A 14,801-nucleotide genomic window follows, 5' to 3' on the forward strand; every position below is an offset into this window, starting at 1 on the left:
TCGCGAGCAAGCCCGCTCCCACAGGGATCCGTAGCTTGGCGATGTTACAGTGGCCGTCATTTCCCACGTCGTCACCGAGAACCCGATGCCAGTCAGCTCTCCCTCCAACCCGACCTACCGCGCCTTCCTCTTCGACATGGACGGTACGCTGCTCAACTCCATCGCTGCCGCCGAGCGGATCTGGACGCGCTGGGCCATGCGTCACGGGGTGGACGTGGCGACGTTCTTGCCGACAATCCATGGCGTGCGCGCCATCGACACCATCGCCCGTCAGCAATTGCCGGGGGTGAATGCCGAGGTCGAGGCCGCGCAGATTACCCGTGAAGAAATCGACGATGTCGAAGGCGTGGTGGCCGTGCCCGGCGCCTTGGCGTTCCTGCAAAGCCTGCCGCCACGGCAGTGGGCAATTGTCACCTCGGCGCCCATGGCCTTGGCCTTGCGCCGCATGGAAGCCGCCGGGATCCCGCCTCCTGCGGTGATGGTCAGCGCCGAAGACGTGAGCGACGGCAAACCCAATCCCGCCTGCTACCGGGTGGCTGCCGAGCGGTTGCAGGTCACGTCTGGAGAATGCCTGGTATTCGAAGACGCCGTTGCTGGCATTCAGGCCGGCGAAGCAGCGGGAGCCGATGTGATGGTGGTGACGGCGACGCATACGCATCCGCTCGACACCGCCCATCCGTCGGTCAGGGATTACCGCGGGCTTGGTGTCAAAGTAGATGAAGCGGGACTGATGCGGCTGCACACACTTTCGTAACCACCACCATCCTCCTGTGGGAGTGCTGGTGATCCGGGTCAGCTCACCACGCGGTAGCACGGCACATAGGCCGCGCCGCCCGGCAGTTTCATGCGGTGCTGGGCGACGAAGGCCTGGAGCAGGCGGTCGAGGGGTTCCATGATGGCCGGGTCACCGTGGATTTCGTACGGGCCGTGTTCCTCGATCAGGCGGATGCCCTTGTCCTTGACGTTACCGGCGACGATGCCCGAAAACGCCCGACGCAGGTTGGCGGCCAGTTCGTGAGGCGGCAGTTCACGACTCAGGGCCAGGCTGGCCATGTTGGCGTGGGTCGGGTCGAATGGGCGCTGGAAGCCTTCGTCGATTTTCAACAACCAGTTGAAGTGGAACGCATCGTTGCGCTCGCGACGGAACTGCTTGACCTGCTTGAGCCCCTGGGTCATCTGCCGCGCCACTTCGGCCGGATCGTCGATGATGATCTGGTAGTGCTGCTGCGCCGCCTCGCCCAGGGTTGCCCCGACGAACGCGTGCAGTTGGTCGAGATACGGCGCGGCGCTTTTCGGGCCGGTGAGGACCACCGGGAACGGCAGGTCCTGGTTGGCCGGGTGCATCAGGATGCCCAGCAGGTAGAGGAATTCCTCCGCCGTACCGGCCCCGCCCGGGAAAATGATGATGCCGTGGCCGACACGCACGAAGGCTTCCAGGCGCTTCTCGATGTCCGGCAGGATCACCAGCTCGTTGACGATCGGGTTCGGCGCCTCGGCGGCGATGATGCCCGGCTCCGTCAGGCCCAGGTAGCGACCGCCATGGATCCGCTGCTTGGCATGGGCAATGGTCGCGCCTTTCATCGGACCTTTCATCACGCCCGGGCCGCAGCCGGTGCAGATGTCCAGGCTGCGCAGGCCCAGTTCGTGGCCGACTTTCTTGGTGTATTTGTACTCTTCGGTGTTGATCGAATGACCGCCCCAGCACACGACGATTTTCGGCTCCACGCCCGGACGCAGGGTGCGAGCGTTGCGCAGCAGGTGGAACACGTAGTCGCTGATACCCTGGGACGAGCTGAGGTCGATGCGCTGGCTGTCCAGCTCGTTCTCGGTGTAGACGATGTCGCGCAGGGCACTGAACAGCATTTCGCGGGTGCTGGCGATCATTTCGCCGTCGACGAAGGCATCGGCCGGCGCGTTCAGCAGTTCCAGGCGCACGCCTCGGTCCTGCTGGTGAATACGGATCTCGAAGTCCTTGTAGGCTTCCAGGATGGTCTTGGCATTGTCGACATGGGCGCCGGTATTGAGGATGGCCAGGGCGCACTGGCGGAAGAGGGTATAGATGCTGCCGGAACCGGCTTCGCTCAGTTGCTGGACCTCGCGCTGGGACAAGGTCTCCAGGCTGCCCTTCGGGCTCACCGAGGCGTTGATTACATGTCTTTGAGTCATTCAGCTTTCCTTGAAAACGATGCCGTACACACAGAGGCGGCATCTTGAAAAAAACGTCCACGCAGAAAGATCGCACGATCCTTGCGGTATCGCCATGGACTTTGATCCGGATCCTTCGGGTCGGTTGCATCACAAAATGAGCCCCAGCATAGCCAAATCGGCCGGGCAGGCGATAATGCGTGACTCTTTTGATGCCGTACAAGGAAATTGCACTGCGATGTTCGAGATCAAACCCTGGGACGCCGGTCTTTACCGGCAACAGACCCGCCGCAGCACCCTGATCATCGCGGTGGCGTTCCTGGTACTGGCGATGCTGTCGTCCAGCCTGGCCGTGATGCTGTTTGGCACGCCGGGAGGCGATAACTTTCGCTTCAACCTCGGCGGTGTGATTGTCGCGGTGCTGCTGATGGCAGTGCTGATGCGCCTGTATTTCTGGTCGCAACCGTGGATGGCCGCCGCCGTGTATGGCTGGCAGCTCAAGCGCAGCCTGATGGGCGTCACCAACCTGATGCACCAGGTCAAAGCCGGGGTGCAGGCGGAGGATCCAGCGGCGATGAAGCTGTTGCGGTTCTATCACTTGGGCCTGGCGCAGATGCATCAACTGGACGCCAACTCCAGCGACCAGGGTTCACTGGCACGGGAGGCCGACGCGCATCAGGCCGCGATGCAGACATTGGGCCTGGATACCCGACAGTCGCGCCTGGACCCGGCCTGGATAGAAGCGGTCAAGCTGGCCTACGGCAAGCGCTGACAGTCGCCCGCTCGTCGGTGTCCAGCCGGAAAAATCAAACCCAGGTACCGGCGCGCCTTTCTGATGAACAGTCATCGAAAGGAGAGACGAGATGCCGGATAAACGCGTGTATGGAACATTGCTGTGGGTCGCGGTCGGATTGACCGGCTGCGCCGGCGGCAATACGCCTTCGCCGGTGGATGCGCCGGGCGCCGCGAAGACCCCAACCACCGCGATCCTGGAAACCGGGGCCGGGCTGATGCAGAACAAGCCGCCGCTCCAGGCCCTGGACACCTACCTTGACGGTTTCCATTTCTATAACGGGCGTATGTCCGGGCAAATGGAAGCGCATCACTACTGCTCGGCGCTGAACGAGGAAGTCTTCCAGTGCGCCATCTTCGACGGCAACACCTCGGGCGCCAAGCTGATGGGCGTGGAGTACATCATCAGCAAGCGCCTGTTCGAAGGCCTGCCCGTCAGCGAAAAACAGCTGTGGCACAGCCATGTCCATGAAGTGAAGTCCGGGCAGTTGATCGCCCCCGGGATTCCCCAGGTGGCCGAGACCCGGTTGATGGCAAATCTTGTGAGCACCTACGGCAAGACCTGGCATACCTGGCACACCGAACAGGCCCAGGCGCTGCCCTACGGCGTGCCGCAACTGATGATGGGGTTCACCGCCGATGGCCAGATCGACCCACAACTGGTGCGAGAGCGTAACAGTAGGATGGGGGTGGACAGCGAAGCGAAGAAGAAAGCCCGGGCTGGCATCGACGCGCCGGCGGTGGATCCGGGGGCGGATGCGTGGCAGAAGGGTAAGGTTTGGCAGATCAAGGATCCGACTGGCGATCACCCACATTGAGCGGTGGACAAACAACGGGGGGAAAACACTTCCCGTGGCGAGGGAGCTTGCTCCCGCTGGGCTGCGAAGCAGCCCCCTATAAACTCGACACTGATCAATACGGCTCACCGAGGGGAAGTTTCCTGGGGCTGCTGCGCACCCCAGCGGGAGCAAGCTCCCTCGCCACGGAGTTGGGGGATATTTGAATGGGGTAATAACGCGTTACTACGGCTGTTTAAAGTGCCCCGGCACGCCATGTTCTTGTTCCGTCGGTCGGGTTCTTTTCTGGACTTGGATATCGCTGATTTCAACAGCCTTGAGTTCACTGAAAGTGATTCTAAGCAGGGCTTCGGCTTCGCTCACACTCAAGGTCTCGGTGTCGGCTTCCAGCACGCGGCTGTCGGGTTGGCCGTCGGCGATGAAACTGACGATGAATCGGTCGTGATTGCTCATGCTGACCTCGAAGCTTTAAGCGCCAGGGCGCAGCAGCACTGCGCCCCAACGGTTTTCGGGTTACGATTTCCTGCCGCCGCCATGGCTGCGTTCGCCACCTTTCTTACCGGCTTCGGAGGCTTTTTCCCGGTCGTTTGCAAAGTTCCCGCCCGAAGCATGTCCGCCTTTCTTGCCGGCTTCGGATGCCTTTTCACGATCGTTTGCGAAGTTACCTGGGTTCTTGTTTCCGCTATTAGCCATTTCGAGAATCCTCATTTTGGTTAAGCGAGCAACTGCCTCGCCTAACTGTGAAGGAAAATTCCCGGGGTAAGTTTAATAAAAACGTTTCGCTGGCGACGAACGGTTGATTAAGTTATACAGCCGCTTCGCTTGGAAGTTGTACAGCATTACGCTCTTTTATATATAAGCGAATTACGATTCCCTTAATGCATGTACAGGAATCAATCTTCGCCGCCGCTGACTTTCCAATGCTTGGCATCTACCGGAAAGATCACTTGCTCGACCCGATGGGCGATGCCGAAGGCCAGGGAGTTTTCCGCCGGGATGACCCGTTCCTCGTTGCACAGACACTTGAAAATATCCAATTGGGTCGCTGCGCCGGTGGTCTCCTTCACATAGATCTCCACGTAGCGCGCCACGTCGTTGTCCAGGCTGGACAGGTATTCGCGCAAGCGTGAATGGTCGACGGATTTCTGGCCGAAATACCAGTTCATGGGATGGATCAGAAAGCGTGAGTGCGGGGTGGTAGTCCGGTCGCTGGCGGCCAGGTACATGACGATACCCATCGATTCGATATTGCCGGCATTCACCGCACGTACCGGCACGGGAAGGGATTTGATAAAGGTGTAGAGGGTGAAGCCGAAGTTAGTGCTCCCGCCCACGGTGGAGAGGTTGAGCATCAGTGAATCGGCGCCTTTCTCGATGGCTTCCAGGCAGATGTCGCGGAAGCGTTCCGTGGTGCCCTGGTCGATCTGGCAATGGAAATGGACAATGTGTTCGGACATCTCAAGCTCCTGTCGACTGCATCCGTTGGCGTGTCTGCGCATGGCGCTGGCGTAGAGTTGGGAGTTCAACGCTGCGCGGAACGTTCCTCCTTTCTCGGTCGGCACTGGGTGCGGGCGTCACGCCGACTGCTTGCGCTCGCAGGTCTCGGCGGCTTGCGTCATGCGTTGCAGGAACATCGTCAGCCCGGCTTCTTCCGCGCTCAGGCCTTTGCGTACCCGGGGTTTGGGCAGCTCCCTCAAAGCGCCCAGCAGGAAACCTTCGACCACCGCAGGATGAATGTAGCACTTGCGACAGACGGTCGGCGTATTGCCCAGTTGCCGGGCCACTTGCTTGACCATCTCGGCCACGTGCTTCTTGGCCTCGGTCTCGGTTTCCCAGCGCAGCGTCCGCAGCCCGGCCAATGCCGCTGCGCTGCCGGCCCAGGTGCGGTAGTCCTTGGCGGTGAAATCGGCGCCGGTCAGGGTCTTGAGATAGGCGTTGATGTCCGATGAACTGATGGAGTGGCGCTCGCCGTTTTCGTCCAGGTACTGGAACAGGTTCTGCCCGGGGATTTCCTGGCAACGCCGGACCACCCGCGCCAGGCGCCGGTCCTTCACCGTGATCTGGTGCTCCACGCCACTCTTGCCCCGGAACTGGAACGCGATGGCGCTGCCGTTGACCTCGACATGTCGGGTGCGCAGGGTGGTCAGGCCGTAGGAACGATTGTCCCGGGCGTACTGGGTATTGCCGACCCGGATCAGGGTCTTGTCCAGCAAGGTAATGACCGTGGCCATGACCTTGTCGCGGCTGAAGCCGGGCGTGGCGAGAATTTCCTCCAGACGCTTGCGCAAGCGCGGCAGGGCGCGACCGAACTCCAGCATGCGCGAGTATTTGTCCGCGTCGCGCACCTCACGCCAACGCGCATGGTAGCGGTATTGCTTGCGCCCCCGGGCATCGCGGCCGGTGGCCTGCAAATGGCCGCGCGGGTCGGTGCAGATCCACACATCGGTGTAGGCCGGTGGTACCGCCAGGGCATTGATGCGCTGGATCTCGGCCGCATCGGTGATGCGTTGGCCCTGGGGATCGAAATAACAGAACTTGCCTCGCAGTTTCCTGCGGGTAATACCGGGAGCGGTGTCGTCGACGTAGTGCAGGTCGGCCGGCAGTGCATCCGGGGGCGGGGTGTCGGGCATGGAAAAATCCTTGGCAGCAGATCCGGGGGCCTATGGAATGATTGACCGCAGGCCGTTGCGGTGGTGCCAAGATTCTCAGACTCAGGTACAACACCATACCTGTGGGAGCGGGCTTGCTCCGGGCGGCGATCCGACGAATGCGCCGGCACATCCAACATTTAAAGTGCCTGACACACCGCATTCGCGAGCAAGCCCGCTCCCACAAGGGTATCAGTGCAGCATGAGGACCTACGCCAACACCGCCACCGCCTTGATCTGCGCCCACAACACCTGCCCCGGGTGCAGCTTCAACTGGTCCCGGGAGTAGCGGGTGATGCGCGCCAGCAACGGCGTGCCGGCGGCTTCCAGGCGGATCAGCACATGGGCGGCGTTGTCGGCGGCCAGTTCGCTGACGACCGTGACGGGCAAGCGGTTGAGGATGCTGGTCTGGGCGTCGTTGGCCAGGCTGAGGCTGACGTCCCGGGCCTGGACCTTGAACCGTAGCGGCTGGCCGATGCCAAGGGCGGTATGGGCCACCCGGATATTCAGCTGACTGTCGGGCAGGTTCAGGGTGAGCAGTTGATAGGCCGGTTCGTAACCGCTGACCTTGCCCTGGATCACCACCCCGGCGTCATCCCCCAAGGCCAGCGGCAAGTCGAGCCGGGCCAGGGTTTCGCCAATCGGCCCGCTGGCTACTGCGCGGCCGGCATCGAGCAGCACGATGTGATCGGCCAGCCGTGCCACCTCGTCCTGGGAATGGCTGACGTACAGCACCGGGATGTCCAGTTCATCGTGCAGGCGTTGCAGATAAGGCAGGATTTCGTTCTTGCGCCGGCTATCGAGCGACGCCAGCGGCTCGTCCATCAGCAACAGGCGCGGGCTGGTCAGCAAGGCCCGGGCGATGCCGACCCGTTGCCGTTCGCCCCCGGACAGGTTGTGCGGCTGGCGATCGAGCAAATGTGCGATACCCAGCAGTTCACTCGCCTGCTCCAGGCCGACGCGCCGTTGCGCCGGCTTGATGCGCTTGAAGCCGAACGCCAGGTTGGCTTGCACCGACAGATGGGGAAACAGGCTCGCCTCCTGGAACACATAGCCCAGGGCCCGTTGATACGGAGGCACGAAAACGTCGCGCTCGGTGTCTTGCCAGACTTCTCCGTTGACCTCGATGAAAGCTTTGGAGGGACGCTCCAGCCCGGCGATGCAACGCAGGCAGGTGGTCTTGCCGGAGCCTGATTCGCCATACAGCGCAGTTACGCCACGGCCCGGCAGTTGTACATCCAGGTCCAGGGAAAAGTCCCCGTGGTCGAGCTGAAAACGCGCATTGATCATCGGTCAGCTCCAACCGGCACGGGTTTTGCGGCTGGAATACAGCGCCAGCAGCACCAGGAACGAAAACACCAGCATCGCCGCCGCCAGCCAGTGGGCCTGGGCGTATTCCAGGGCTTCGACATGGTCGTAGATCTGCACCGACACCACCCGGGTTTTCGCCGGGATGTTGCCGCCGATCATCAACACCACGCCGAACTCGCCCACGGTGTGAGCGAAGCCGAGGATTGCCGCTGTGATGAAACCCGGGCGGGCCAAGGGTAGGATGACGCTGAAAAACGTGTCCCAAGGATCGGCCCGCAGGGTGGCGGCGACTTCCAGCGGACGGCTGCCGATGGCGGCAAACGCGTTCTGCAATGGCTGCACCACGAACGGCAGGGAATAGATCACCGAGCCGATGACCAGACCGCTGAAGCTGAAGGTGAGGGTGCCCAGCCCAAGGGCCTGGGTGAACTGGCCGATCCAGCCGTTCGGCCCCAAGGCCAGTAGCAGGTAAAAGCCGATCACGGTGGGCGGCAGCACCAAGGGCAATGCCACCACGGCACCCACCGGCCCGCGCAGCCAGGAGCGGGTGCGTGACAGCCACAAGGCGATGGGTGTGCCGATGAGCAGCAGGATCACCGTGGTCAGCGAGGCCAGCTTGAGGGTCAGCCAGATGGCGCAATAGTCGGCGCTGGTCAGGGGCATTTAGCGTTGGTAACCGTAGGCTTGGAGGATGGCGGCGGCTTTGGGGCCCTTGAGGTAATCCATCAGCGCGGCGGCGGCGGGGTTGTCCCGGCCCTTGTCGAGGATTACCGCGTCCTGTTTGATCGGGTCATGCAGTTCGGCCGGGACAATCCACGCCGAACCGCTGGTGAGCTTGCCGTCCTTGTAGATCTGCGACAAGGCCACGAAGCCGAGTTCGGCGTTGCCGGTGGAGATGAACTGATAGGCCTGGGTGATGTTCTGGCCTTCGACGAGCTTGTTTTTGACTTGGGCGGCCAGTCCCAGCTTATCCAATACCTGGGTTGCCGCCAGGCCGTAGGGTGCAGCTTTCGGGTTGGCGATGGACAAGTGTTGGAAGCCATCGTGCTTGAGCACCTGGCCCTGATCATCGACATAGTTGTCCTTGGCCGACCACAACGCCAGGCTGCCAACGGCGTAGGTGAAGCGCGACCCCTTGATGGCATCGCCTTCGCTTTCGAGCCTGGCGGGGGTGGTGTCGTCGGCGGCGAGGAACACCTCGAAGGGCGCGCCATTCTTGATCTGCGTATAAAACTGCCCGGTCGCGCCGTACGCCGCCACCAGCTTGTGGCCGGTGTCTTTTTCAAAATCGGCGGCCATGGCCTGGATCGGCGCGCTGAAATTGGCGGCCACTGCCACCTGCACTTCAGCGGCCTGGACAGCACCGATGGAAAAGAAGGTTGTCAGCAGCAACGGCGCGAGGCGGGTGAGGCGCATGGGTAGGCTCCGTGGGGATAGGTTCGCTATATACCGAAATATATAGCGAATCTCCGGCAAACGGAACGCGGCATTTTGTCGGGGGATCAGAGCCTGCGATGGCGATCGATCAGCCACCACCCGACTCAGGCTTTGCCTCGGCCATGCAGCAACGCCAACGCCTCCTCAGCCAGCCGCCGGGTCAGTTCAGCGCTTGATAGCTCGCGGCCCAACGGGAACGCCTGGCCGGCCCAGAGGTTGCTGAAGTCCGCTTCGTCCTTGGCCCGTAGCGGCATCAACGCGCCGCCCGCCAAGGGAAAGGCCGGGGCCAGTGGGCTCATCGGGCCGACTTCACGCATCACCCGGTTGACGATGCCTCGGGCCGGGCGGCCAGTGAACAAGTTGGTGACGGCGGTCTGGCTTTCCCTGGCCGTGCGCAGTGCCCGGTGATGGGAGGCGCTGATCTTGGCCTCGGGCGTGAACAGGTACGCGCTGCCCAATTGCACCGCCGACGCGCCAAGGGCGAAGGCTGCGACAATCCCTCGCGCATCGCCAATGCCGCCGGTGGCAATCACCGGCACTTTCACCGCGTCCACCACTTGAGGCAGCAAGGCAAACAGCCCGACCTGGGTATTGAGGTCGTCGCTGAGAAACATCCCGCGATGGCCGCCGGCTTCATAGCCCATGGCGATGATCGCGTCGCAACCGTGCCGTTCCAGCCAGATCGCTTCTTCGACGGTGGTCGCCGACGAGAGGATTTTCGCCCCGGTAGCTTTCACCCGGTCCAGCAGGGATTGCTCCGGCAGGCCGAAGTGAAAGCTCACCACCTTGGGACGCAATTCTTCCAGCACTCGGCAGGCCGCGTCATCGAATGGCGTGCGGTTGGACACTGGCGTCGGCGCGTCGAAATCCGCACCCAGCTCCTCGTAGTAGGGTTTGAGCCGTTGCTTCCAGGCCTCGGCTCGCTGCTCATCGAACACCGGCGGCTGGTGGCTGAAGAAGTTTACGTTGAACGGTCTGTCGGTCTGTTCGCTGATAGTCGTCAGCGCCTGATGCAGTTGCTCGACGTCAAGCATGGCCGCCGGCATCGAGCCCAGCCCGCCGGCATTGCAGGTCGCGACCACCATCGCCGGCCCGGTCACCCCGGCCAGCGGCCCCTGGATTATCGGCAGCTCGATACCGAGCAGATCAAGAATGCGGGTGTCTGGCCACTGGCTCATGTGCGGGTCTCCGACGGCAGAAGGAAAGAAGCGTTTTTAGCAGGTGTAGGGCAGCGAGGGCCAGTCGAGTTTTTCAATCGAGCGCGAGCCTTTGATCCCGGCGGCGGGATCGCTAACATGGGCGCTTCACTGATCAAGGAGACTGACTCATGGACGTAAAACTCAAGACCGTCGAACCTTTCACCGTGGCCGGCTTGCGGGTGCGCACCCGCAACACCGACGAACAGCAATCCGACACGGCGAAGATCGGCCCGATGTGGCAGCAGTTCTTCACCGAAGGCCTGTTTGACACGATCCCCGCCCGGCAGTCGGAGCCGTTCGTCTACTGGGTCTATTCCGACTATGAGTCCGACGCCACCGGCCACTTCGACGTGACCGCTGGCGTGCAGGTGGACGCGACGAGCGCCGGCTACCCCGCCGTGGAGATCGAAGGCGGGGATTACCTGGTGTTTTCGGCGAAAGGCCCGATGCCCGATTGCGTGATCCAGACCTGGGGCTTGATCTGGGCTTATTTCGCCGACAATCCGCAAACCTTGCGTCGCTTCACCACTGATTTCGAGGTCTACAACAGTCCCGATTCGGTGGCGATCTACATTGGCGTTCAGTCCTGCGAGGAGCGCTCCAGCGCCAACAGCTGACGCTTGCGCTCCACGCCCCAGCGATAGCCCGACAAGTTGCCGTCGCTGCGCACCACCCGGTGGCAGGGAATCGCCACCGCCAGGCTGTTGGCCCCGCAAGCCTGGGCCACGGCGCGTACCGCTTTGGGCAGGCCGATGCGCTGGGCGATCTCGGCGTAGCTGGCGGTGCTGCCCGGCGGAATCTCCCGCAGGGCCTGCCAGACCCGCTCCTGGAACGCCGTGCCGCGCAGATCCAGAGGCAGGTCCAGGCCCAGCGCGGGCGCCTCGATGAAGCCCACTACCTGGGCGATCAACTGCTCGAACTCGCGGTCGGCGCCGATCAGGTTGGCGCGGCGGAATTTGTCTTGCAGGTCTCGCACCAGTGCGTCCGGGTCGTCCCCCAGCAGGATCGCGCACACGCCGCGCTCGCTCTGCGCCACCAGGATCGCACCGAGAGAGCATTGGCCGACAGCAAAGCGGATGTCGGTGTTCTGCCCGGCGGCGCGGTAATCGGTGGGTTTCATGCCGAGCACTTTGTCGGCGGCTTCATAGAAGCGGCTGTTGGAGTTGAAACCGGCGTCGTACAGCGCCTCGGTAACAGTGCTGCCATCGGTCAGACGTTCGCGCAGTTTGCGTGAACGGTGCGCGGCGGCATAAGCCTTGGGCGTCAGGCCAGTGACAGCCTTGAACACCCGATGGAAATGGAAGGGGCTCAAGCCCGCGGTGCGTGCCAACTCGTTCAGGCCGGGCAGCTCTTCAGCCGCTTCGATCTGTCGGCAGGCCGCCGCGACCCGGGCCGCTTGCTGGGCGGCGATCTGGGTCTGGTCTCGCGCCGAGCGCTTGCTGGGACGATAACCTGCAGCCTGGGCCTGTTCCGGGGTGTCGAAGAATTCGACGTTGCGCGGGTTGGGCAGGCGCGACAGGCTGCTGGGGTGGCAATAGATGCCGGTGGTTTTCACCCCGTAGACGAATTGCCCGTCGGCGCGCGGATCCCGGGCGAGTACGGCGGCCCAGCGCGGATCCAGTTCAGGGGCGAGAGTGTTCGAAGTGCTGTTCATGGTCGTTATGTCCATTGGCCCGTTTTGCCTACAGTAGCGAGCCAACAGGGCTGCGACACTCCGGGTCTTGCGGTCGAATTCTGCGCCTTCAGCCAGCCGTGCGAAACGTCAGGTTGATCCGTTGGGCACCCAGGCGCGGGTGCTGTCCTGGCTTGAGCGGCAGCACGCCGTGGTAACGCAACCGGTCGACGCCGCCCCAGACCACGATGTCGCCATGGAACAGCGGGACACGCAGGCTCTTGTCGCTGCGCTCGAACCCACCGAACTGAAACACCGCCGGCAGGCCCAGGGATATCGAGACGATGGGCGCGCTGAAATCACGTTCGTTCTTGTCCTGGTGCAACGACATCCGCGCCCCGGGCACGTAGCGGTTGATCAGGCAGGCATCGGGCTCGAAGTGTTCGAAATGCGCCGCTGCGGCGGCGGCCTGGGCCAGCTCGCGCAACAGCGCCGGCATGGCGGGCCAGGATTGGCCGGTCTGCGGGTCCTGGTGGGTGTAGCGATAGCCGCTGCGGTCGGTGGTCCAGCCCAGCGCACCGCAGCTGGTCAGGGCCACCGACATGGTGAAGCCGCCGGGTGTGACCATCTGCCGGAACGGTGCGGCCTGCAACACTGTCTCCAGCGCCGGCAGCAAACGGTCCAGCCAGGGCAGGGCGAAGCCACGCAGCACGAACGATTGCTGGCCGATGCGTTCGGTCTGGCCGAGCGTGGTGGGCGCCTGGTCGGCGAACAGATCCAGGGTGATGGGCGTGTCATTACTGTGCATCATGAAAAATGATTCCCAAGGTGTGCCGTCTGCCGCTGTGCACGCGACTGACGCCATGGCGCATGTTCACCCGATAATAACCGCGAACGCCTTTGACGGGCCGTTGGTGCACGGCAAATACCAGCGCATCGCCTTGTTTCAGATCGATGACCTGAGGCCGCGACTGCATGCGTGGGCGTTGCTCGGTGAGGACGAATTCACCCCCGGTAAAGTCCTGGCCTGGTTCTGACAGCAGGATCGCGACCTGCAACGGGAACACCTGCTCGCCGTATACATCCTGATGCAAGCAGTTGTAGTCCTGCGGGCCGTATTGCAACAACAACGGGGTTGGCCGCGGTTGTCCGGCGGTATGGCAACGCTGGATAAAGTCGGCATGTTCGTCGGGGTACCGTACTTCGATCCCCATGCATTCATTCCAGCGGTTCGCCAGCGGCACCAGCAGCGGATACAACGACTGACGCAGTTGCTGGACGGTATCGGGCAGCGGATAGCGAAAATATTGGTACTCGCCACGACCGAATCCATGACGGGCCATGATCACCCGGGAACGAAAATTACCCGGCTCGGCGTACAGGTTGCCGAGCGATTGGCATTGGCTGGCCGACAGCAGGTTGCGGATGATTGCGCTGCCGTCCTGGTCGAGACTTTGTTCGAGGTGCGGCCAGTCAAGGGGTTGGATGCGTTGGATCAATGTGGGCGGGGACATGAGGCAATCCTTGGTGGGAAGGATCGGTCAGTCTGGCAAACCCTTGGGGGGCGGCCACTCCGGATCTTGCGGTGCAATAACGTCCAACCGATGCCGGCAGGGCGCCCCAAACCCTGTGGCGAGGGAGCTTGCTCCCGCTCGGCTGCGCAGCAGTCGTAACACCTGCCAACACGTTCTAGCTGGAAGATATTATTGGGGCGGCTGCGCCACCCAGCGGGAGCAAGCTCCCTCGCCACATAAGCCCCTCGCCACTGGAGCGGGTTTCTACAACGCCTTACTGACCTTGACCTCGCTGATCACATCACCGGTCTGGCCATGCATCGCCTCCAGCGCTGCCCGGGCTTCTTCCTCGCTGCCGGTTTTCAACTGTGCGAATTCAAAGCGACGTTCGTCGTTGAGTTTGTACTTGATGACGTATTTGGTCGTCTGGTCCACGGTTCTGCCTGTCTGGATGAGTGGCTGATCTCAGCTCAGTTTCGAGCTGGAGCGCCGGATGATCTTGATCTTGTGGGTCAGGGTCGGCTTGCGGGTGACGCTGATTGCACGGCGGTTGACGGTGTCGATGGTGATGTTCCAGAAACCGGTGCTCGGTGCGGTGATCCTGGCCGGAAACGTGTCGAACGCGCCGCCGTGATAGGTGTGCCGGCCGCCATTCTTGAAGCTGCGAAAGTTGGCGTCGTTCATCAGGCGGATGTTGCACATTTGCGAGCATTCGATGACGACAATGTCGTCTTCGTTCAAGTGCTCGCGCTGATGGATGAATTTCATGGGCGCCTCCAGAAGGGCTTTTTCTACTAAATCAAACGATAGCAAGGACAATGGCGTGCAGTTTATCAGCACCGGGGGGTAATATCCGGCCCACTGCCGCAAGGGCAGAAATAAAGAGGGTGCGCACTGGAGAAAAACAGCGTTTGCACTGTCGGAGGGTCTTTACTGGAGGAATCGTATGAAGCGTAGCGTGTGGATGTTGGCATTGGCCTTGAGTGGATGTGCATCAGTATCGGACATCAACCAGACGCCGCCCACCATGAGCTTCATCTCCGGCAAGAAACCCCACGAATACGCCAAGTGTGTCGCCGACAGGCTGGCCGACAGTCGCGGTTCGCTGCAAATGGAACCGCACAAGAACGGTGTCCGGGTGATTGTCCCTGGCAAGTTGTCATCAATGCCGGCGGCGGTGTTCGACATCGAAGAGCGCTCCAGTGGCAGCGGCGTCAAGCTGCACGAAAGCCTGTCCAATGTACCTGTGCGTCCGGGCGATGTGCAGGAAGCGGCCAACGCCTGCATCTCCGGTTGAGCGCGATGACCACCTGACGAGCCGGTCGGGCATCGGATAAACTGCCGGC

The 14,801-nt window shown here is 62.2% G+C and carries 19 protein-coding genes; 5 read left to right on the forward strand and 14 right to left on the reverse strand.

Going from position 1 to position 14,801, the window contains the following annotated elements:
- Nucleotides 1-85: 85 nt before the first annotated feature.
- A complete protein-coding gene (locus tag RGM2987_RS06635) occupies nucleotides 86-754 on the forward strand; it encodes an HAD-IA family hydrolase (RefSeq protein WP_245139345.1) in 669 nt (222 codons plus the stop codon).
- Between the two features lie 38 nt (nucleotides 755-792).
- On the opposite strand, the gene ppnN is transcribed toward RGM2987_RS06635, so the two are convergent.
- The gene (ppnN, locus tag RGM2987_RS06640) at nucleotides 793-2,166 is read right to left on the reverse strand and encodes a nucleotide 5'-monophosphate nucleosidase PpnN (RefSeq protein WP_245139317.1); all 1,374 of its coding nucleotides are present in this window, start codon (nucleotides 2,164-2,166) and stop codon (nucleotides 793-795) included.
- A gap of 217 nt (nucleotides 2,167-2,383) precedes the next feature.
- Between ppnN and RGM2987_RS06645 the strand changes: the two genes are divergently transcribed.
- Both RGM2987_RS06645 and RGM2987_RS06650 read left to right on the forward strand, forming a co-directional pair.
- Entirely contained in the window at nucleotides 2,384-2,917 is a 534-nt protein-coding gene (locus RGM2987_RS06645; RefSeq protein WP_245139318.1) for a DUF3087 family protein, read from the forward strand.
- Nucleotides 2,918-3,008: 91 nt separating this feature from the next.
- The gene (locus tag RGM2987_RS06650) at nucleotides 3,009-3,755 is read left to right on the forward strand and encodes an OBAP family protein (protein WP_245139319.1); all 747 of its coding nucleotides are present in this window, start codon (nucleotides 3,009-3,011) and stop codon (nucleotides 3,753-3,755) included.
- 204 nt (nucleotides 3,756-3,959) lie between these two features.
- On the opposite strand, the gene RGM2987_RS06655 is transcribed toward RGM2987_RS06650, so the two are convergent.
- The 8 genes from RGM2987_RS06655 to RGM2987_RS06690 form a co-directional block, all read right to left on the reverse strand.
- Nucleotides 3,960-4,187, reverse strand: a complete 228-nt coding sequence (locus RGM2987_RS06655) for a hypothetical protein (RefSeq protein ID WP_245139320.1) — start codon at nucleotides 4,185-4,187, stop codon at nucleotides 3,960-3,962.
- A gap of 60 nt (nucleotides 4,188-4,247) precedes the next feature.
- Entirely contained in the window at nucleotides 4,248-4,427 is a 180-nt protein-coding gene (locus tag RGM2987_RS06660) for a general stress protein (protein WP_186614672.1), read from the reverse strand.
- A gap of 200 nt (nucleotides 4,428-4,627) precedes the next feature.
- Complete coding sequence (locus tag RGM2987_RS06665) at nucleotides 4,628-5,191, reverse strand: ATP-dependent Clp protease proteolytic subunit (protein WP_245139321.1); 564 nt, start codon at nucleotides 5,189-5,191, stop codon at nucleotides 4,628-4,630.
- 117 nt (nucleotides 5,192-5,308) lie between these two features.
- Nucleotides 5,309-6,364, reverse strand: coding sequence for a DNA topoisomerase IB (locus tag RGM2987_RS06670; RefSeq protein ID WP_245139322.1), 1,056 nt, complete (start codon nucleotides 6,362-6,364; stop codon nucleotides 5,309-5,311).
- A 228-nt stretch (nucleotides 6,365-6,592) separates the two neighbouring features.
- Complete coding sequence (modC, locus tag RGM2987_RS06675) at nucleotides 6,593-7,672, reverse strand: molybdenum ABC transporter ATP-binding protein (protein WP_245139323.1); 1,080 nt, start codon at nucleotides 7,670-7,672, stop codon at nucleotides 6,593-6,595.
- A gap of 3 nt (nucleotides 7,673-7,675) precedes the next feature.
- Nucleotides 7,676-8,356 (reverse strand): molybdate ABC transporter permease subunit, encoded by a 681-nt coding sequence (gene modB / locus RGM2987_RS06680; protein ID WP_245139324.1) that lies wholly within the window; start codon nucleotides 8,354-8,356, stop codon nucleotides 7,676-7,678.
- Nucleotides 8,357-9,109, reverse strand: a complete 753-nt coding sequence (gene modA, locus RGM2987_RS06685; RefSeq protein WP_245139325.1) for a molybdate ABC transporter substrate-binding protein — start codon at nucleotides 9,107-9,109, stop codon at nucleotides 8,357-8,359.
- Nucleotides 9,110-9,234: 125 nt separating this feature from the next.
- Nucleotides 9,235-10,308 (reverse strand): nitronate monooxygenase family protein, encoded by a 1,074-nt coding sequence (locus RGM2987_RS06690; protein ID WP_245139326.1) that lies wholly within the window; start codon nucleotides 10,306-10,308, stop codon nucleotides 9,235-9,237.
- 149 nt (nucleotides 10,309-10,457) lie between these two features.
- Between RGM2987_RS06690 and RGM2987_RS06695 the strand changes: the two genes are divergently transcribed.
- Complete coding sequence (locus RGM2987_RS06695; protein ID WP_245139327.1) at nucleotides 10,458-10,946, forward strand: GyrI-like domain-containing protein; 489 nt, start codon at nucleotides 10,458-10,460, stop codon at nucleotides 10,944-10,946.
- On the opposite strand, the gene ada is transcribed toward RGM2987_RS06695, so the two are convergent.
- The 5 genes from ada to RGM2987_RS06720 all read right to left on the reverse strand — a co-directional run bounded on the left by ada (nucleotide 10,910) and on the right by RGM2987_RS06720 (nucleotide 14,223).
- The gene (gene ada / locus RGM2987_RS06700; protein ID WP_245139328.1) at nucleotides 10,910-11,983 is read right to left on the reverse strand and encodes a bifunctional DNA-binding transcriptional regulator/O6-methylguanine-DNA methyltransferase Ada; all 1,074 of its coding nucleotides are present in this window, start codon (nucleotides 11,981-11,983) and stop codon (nucleotides 10,910-10,912) included. The two genes, RGM2987_RS06695 and ada, sit on opposite strands and share 37 nt — an antisense overlap.
- Nucleotides 11,984-12,071: 88 nt before the next feature.
- Nucleotides 12,072-12,752, reverse strand: a complete 681-nt coding sequence (alkB, locus tag RGM2987_RS06705; RefSeq protein WP_245139329.1) for a DNA oxidative demethylase AlkB — start codon at nucleotides 12,750-12,752, stop codon at nucleotides 12,072-12,074.
- Nucleotides 12,739-13,455, reverse strand: coding sequence for a 2OG-Fe(II) oxygenase (locus RGM2987_RS06710; RefSeq protein WP_245139330.1), 717 nt, complete (start codon nucleotides 13,453-13,455; stop codon nucleotides 12,739-12,741). Before RGM2987_RS06710 ends, alkB begins: the two co-directional genes overlap by 14 nt.
- A 264-nt stretch (nucleotides 13,456-13,719) precedes the next feature.
- Nucleotides 13,720-13,890 carry a hypothetical protein gene (locus tag RGM2987_RS06715; RefSeq protein WP_245139331.1) on the reverse strand — a complete coding sequence of 57 codons (171 nt, stop codon included), beginning with the start codon at nucleotides 13,888-13,890 and terminating at the stop codon, nucleotides 13,720-13,722.
- Between the two features lie 30 nt (nucleotides 13,891-13,920).
- Nucleotides 13,921-14,223 (reverse strand): DUF1883 domain-containing protein, encoded by a 303-nt coding sequence (locus RGM2987_RS06720; RefSeq protein ID WP_003182962.1) that lies wholly within the window; start codon nucleotides 14,221-14,223, stop codon nucleotides 13,921-13,923.
- Nucleotides 14,224-14,401: 178 nt separating this feature from the next.
- Here RGM2987_RS06720 and RGM2987_RS06725 point away from each other — a divergent pair, with 178 nt between their 5' ends.
- On the forward strand, nucleotides 14,402-14,752 hold the full coding sequence (locus tag RGM2987_RS06725) for a hypothetical protein (RefSeq protein ID WP_245139332.1): 351 nt from the start codon (nucleotides 14,402-14,404) through the stop codon (nucleotides 14,750-14,752).
- Nucleotides 14,753-14,801: the final 49 nt, after the last annotated feature.

Source organism: Pseudomonas sp. RGM2987, from assembly GCF_022952855.1.
In the GTDB taxonomy this organism is placed as follows: Bacteria; Pseudomonadota; Gammaproteobacteria; order Pseudomonadales; family Pseudomonadaceae; genus Aquipseudomonas.

What these genes read in the sequence shown, in the direction of transcription:
- RGM2987_RS06660 (WP_186614672.1), bottom strand. Translation starts at nt 4,427, where the DNA reads ATGGCTAATAGCGGAAACAAGAACCCAGGTAACTTCGCAAACGATCGT.
- RGM2987_RS06635 (WP_245139345.1), top strand. Translation starts at nt 86, where the DNA reads ATGCCAGTCAGCTCTCCCTCCAACCCGACCTACCGCGCCTTCCTCTTC.
- modC (WP_245139323.1), bottom strand. Translation starts at nt 7,672, where the DNA reads ATGATCAATGCGCGTTTTCAGCTCGACCACGGGGACTTTTCCCTGGAC.
- RGM2987_RS06695 (WP_245139327.1), top strand. Translation starts at nt 10,458, where the DNA reads ATGGACGTAAAACTCAAGACCGTCGAACCTTTCACCGTGGCCGGCTTG.
- ppnN (WP_245139317.1), bottom strand. Translation starts at nt 2,166, where the DNA reads ATGACTCAAAGACATGTAATCAACGCCTCGGTGAGCCCGAAGGGCAGC.
- RGM2987_RS06725 (WP_245139332.1), top strand. Translation starts at nt 14,402, where the DNA reads ATGAAGCGTAGCGTGTGGATGTTGGCATTGGCCTTGAGTGGATGTGCA.
- modA (WP_245139325.1), bottom strand. Translation starts at nt 9,109, where the DNA reads ATGCGCCTCACCCGCCTCGCGCCGTTGCTGCTGACAACCTTCTTTTCC.
- RGM2987_RS06645 (WP_245139318.1), top strand. Translation starts at nt 2,384, where the DNA reads ATGTTCGAGATCAAACCCTGGGACGCCGGTCTTTACCGGCAACAGACC.
- RGM2987_RS06665 (WP_245139321.1), bottom strand. Translation starts at nt 5,191, where the DNA reads ATGTCCGAACACATTGTCCATTTCCATTGCCAGATCGACCAGGGCACC.
- RGM2987_RS06650 (WP_245139319.1), top strand. Translation starts at nt 3,009, where the DNA reads ATGCCGGATAAACGCGTGTATGGAACATTGCTGTGGGTCGCGGTCGGA.
- RGM2987_RS06655 (WP_245139320.1), bottom strand. Translation starts at nt 4,187, where the DNA reads ATGAGCAATCACGACCGATTCATCGTCAGTTTCATCGCCGACGGCCAA.
- ada (WP_245139328.1), bottom strand. Translation starts at nt 11,983, where the DNA reads ATGAACAGCACTTCGAACACTCTCGCCCCTGAACTGGATCCGCGCTGG.
- RGM2987_RS06710 (WP_245139330.1), bottom strand. Translation starts at nt 13,455, where the DNA reads ATGTCCCCGCCCACATTGATCCAACGCATCCAACCCCTTGACTGGCCG.
- modB (WP_245139324.1), bottom strand. Translation starts at nt 8,356, where the DNA reads ATGCCCCTGACCAGCGCCGACTATTGCGCCATCTGGCTGACCCTCAAG.
- RGM2987_RS06720 (WP_003182962.1), bottom strand. Translation starts at nt 14,223, where the DNA reads ATGAAATTCATCCATCAGCGCGAGCACTTGAACGAAGACGACATTGTC.
- RGM2987_RS06670 (WP_245139322.1), bottom strand. Translation starts at nt 6,364, where the DNA reads ATGCCCGACACCCCGCCCCCGGATGCACTGCCGGCCGACCTGCACTAC.
- RGM2987_RS06690 (WP_245139326.1), bottom strand. Translation starts at nt 10,308, where the DNA reads ATGAGCCAGTGGCCAGACACCCGCATTCTTGATCTGCTCGGTATCGAG.
- alkB (WP_245139329.1), bottom strand. Translation starts at nt 12,752, where the DNA reads ATGATGCACAGTAATGACACGCCCATCACCCTGGATCTGTTCGCCGAC.